Here is a 2,841-nt window from a genome sequence, read left to right on the forward strand (position 1 = left end):
CGTGCGTCGCCTCCTCGATGCGGCGCTGGAGATCCGCGAGCTTCCCCGCGGTCGTGTGAATGTCGATCTCTTCCGGCTCGGACATCGGGATGCGGCTCCCTGCCTGCTCAAAAGGGGGGGACGGTTACTCATCCGTAGCGTAGTGGGGGGCCTGACGATCGGCAGTGCGGTGTTTACCACACCTAGGGTGGCTTGCATGACGCCCCGAGATGCATCAGACCCGAGCAACCGCTGGACCGATCTGGACCGGCCGCCCCTGAACGACGCCGCGCTGCGCAAGGCACTCGTGCGCGAGGGCGGGCTGTGGACCGAGGTGCACGTGGTGCAGCGCACCGGCTCCACCAACTCCGACCTGGTGGCCCGGGCCGCCAGGGGCCTGGCCGAGGGGGTGGTGCTGGTCGCCGAGGAGCAGACCGCCGGGCGGGGCCGCCTGGACCGCCAGTGGACCGCTCCGCCCCGCTCCGGCCTGTTCTTCTCCGTCCTGCTGCGCCCCACGGAGGTCCCGGTGTCCCGCTGGGGCTGGCTGCCGCTGCTCACCGGCGTCGCCGTGGCGACGGGCCTGTCCCGGGCCGCCGGGGTCGACACGGCCCTCAAGTGGCCCAACGACCTGCTGGTGACCGTCGGCGGCGAGGAACGCAAGGCCGGCGGCATCCTCGCCGAGCGGGCGGCGGACGACGGCGTGGTGATCGGCGTCGGCCTCAACGTCACGCTGCGCGAGAAGGAGCTGCCGGTGCCCACCGCCGGCTCGCTGGCGCTGGCCGGGGCGGCGACCACGGACCGGGACCCGCTGCTGCGGGCCGTCCTGCGGTCGCTGGAGGAGTGGTACCGGCGGTGGCGGACGGCGGGCGGCGACCCGGCCGCCAGCGGTCTGCACGAGACGTATGCCGCCGGGTGCGCCACGCTGGGGAGGGTGGTGCGGGCCGAACTGCCGGGAGACCGGTCGATCGTCGGAGAGGCGGTCGCGGTGGACGGGGACGGGCGGCTGGTGCTGGCGACGGAGGACGGCGTGCAGGAGCCGGTCGGTGCCGGCGACATCGTGCACTTGAGAGGGGTCCAGCCGTAGTGCCGGGAGGAGTGACCTGGGGCACAGCTGACGTAAAGTTGGGGCCGGTCGATACCTGACCGCGGCAGATCGGAAGGGCAGCAGGCGTGACCGTCGACGACACGGGCTCCGGCACGGACCCGCAGGGCGCCGACTCCGGCGAGGACCCGCTCGCCCTGCGGCTCGAACAGCTCATCCTGGGCGCCGAGCGGCGCTACACGCCGTTCCAGGCGGCCCGCAGCGCCGGTGTCTCCATGGAACTGGCGTCCCGTTTCTGGCGCGCGATGGGCTTCGCCGACATCGGCCAGGCCAGGGCGCTCACCGAGGCGGACGTGCTGGCCCTGCGCCGCCTGGCCGGTCTGGTGGAGGCGGGACTGCTCAGCGAGGCGATGGCCGTGCAGGTCGCCCGGTCCACCGGGCAGACCACCGCCCGGCTGGCCGAGTGGCAGATCGACTCCTTCCTGGAGGGCCTGACCGAGCCGCCCGAGCCCGGCATGACCCGCACCGAGGTGACGTATCCGCTGGTCGAGCTGCTCCTTCCGGAACTGGAGGAGTTCATCGTCTACGTCTGGCGGCGCCAGCTCGCCGCCGCGACCGGACGGGTGGTGCAGGCGGCCGACGACGAGGAGATGGTCGACCGGCGACTGGCCGTCGGCTTCGCGGACCTGGTCGGCTTCACCCGCCTGACCCGCCGCCTGGAGGAGGAGGAACTCGGCGAGCTGGTCGAGGCCTTCGAGACCACGGCGGCCGACCTGGTGGCCGCGCGCGGCGGCCGGCTGATCAAGACGCTGGGCGACGAGGTGCTGTACGCCGCGGACGACGCGGGGGTCGCGGCGGAGATCGCGCTGCGGCTGATCGAGACCATGGCGAACGACGAGACGATGCCCGAGCTGCGGGTCGGGATAGCGTTCGGCACGGTCACCACCCGGATGGGCGATGTCTTCGGAACGACGGTGAACCTGGCCTCCCGGTTGACGTCGATAGCCCCACGGGACGCGGTCCTGGTCGACAGCGCGTTCGCCGAGGAGCTGATCCGCACCGGCGAGGCACCCGCCTCCGAGGCGGAGGCGGCCGAGGCCGCGGCGGCCGCGGAGAAGGAGGGCGAGGAGCCGCCGGCGTACCGCTTCGCGCTCCAGCCGATGTGGCAGCGGCCGGTGCGCGGGCTCGGCGTGGTCGAGCCGTGGCTGCTCACGCGGCGCGACAGGCCCGCTAGCTAGCGGCATCTCCGGCGGAAGCGGTCCTCACCATCTGCCGAGCGGGCCCAGGCACAGGTCGATGACCGGCACGCACAGGCCGGGTTCCTCGCGCTGCGGGGCGGAGGCGCTGGGCGTGGGCGCGGCCGTGGGACCGGCCGCCGGTGGGAGACCGGGCGCGGCGGGACGGGGCGAGCGGCTGACGGCGGCGGACGGTGTGGGCGAGGCGTCCGGGCCGGGGGTGGCTTCCCCGGGGGCCGGAGCCGGGGCCGGGACGTGGGGCGCGGAGCCGCCGTGCGGGGACGACGGGGCCCGGTAGGCCGTGCCCTGCGCGGGCAGCGCGCTCGGCCCTCCGTGCGGGGCGGGTGCGGAGGGGCCCGCGGTGCGCGGGTCGGCGGGGGCCGTGGCGGAGACGTCGGCCGTCCGCGCGCTGCCGACGGCCGCGCCGGGGCCCGGTCCGGCCGCCGCGGCTCCGGCACCGCCGTGCGGGGAGGGGTCCGGTGCCGCCAGCCGTACGAGACTCAGCACCCCGGCGGCGAGCGCGAGGCCGCCCGCGCCGAGCAGCAGCCTGCGCGCCCCCGGCCGCCGGTGCCGGCCGCGGGATCG

At 75.4% G+C, this 2,841-nt stretch carries 3 protein-coding genes; 2 read left to right on the forward strand and 1 reads right to left on the reverse strand.

Annotation, left to right across the window (positions count from 1 at the left end):
- The first annotated feature begins 196 nt into the window (after positions 1-196).
- Together ACFF45_RS35160 and ACFF45_RS35165 are read left to right on the forward strand one after the other, a co-directional pair.
- Positions 197-1,063 (forward strand): biotin--[acetyl-CoA-carboxylase] ligase, encoded by an 867-nt coding sequence (locus ACFF45_RS35160; RefSeq protein WP_381351095.1) that lies wholly within the window; start codon positions 197-199, stop codon positions 1,061-1,063.
- An 86-nt stretch (positions 1,064-1,149) separates the two neighbouring features.
- Positions 1,150-2,259 (forward strand): adenylate/guanylate cyclase domain-containing protein, encoded by a 1,110-nt coding sequence (locus tag ACFF45_RS35165; RefSeq protein ID WP_381351096.1) that lies wholly within the window; start codon positions 1,150-1,152, stop codon positions 2,257-2,259.
- Between the two features lie 24 nt (positions 2,260-2,283).
- Here the strand turns inward: ACFF45_RS35165 and ACFF45_RS35170 are convergent.
- Positions 2,284-2,841, reverse strand: a 558-nt coding sequence (locus ACFF45_RS35170; RefSeq protein ID WP_381351097.1) for a hypothetical protein, incomplete at its 5' end; no start/stop codon positions are given.

The sequence above is a fragment of the Streptomyces cinereospinus genome, from assembly GCF_042430725.1.
Classification (GTDB): domain Bacteria; phylum Actinomycetota; class Actinomycetes; order Streptomycetales; family Streptomycetaceae; genus Streptomyces; species Streptomyces cinereospinus.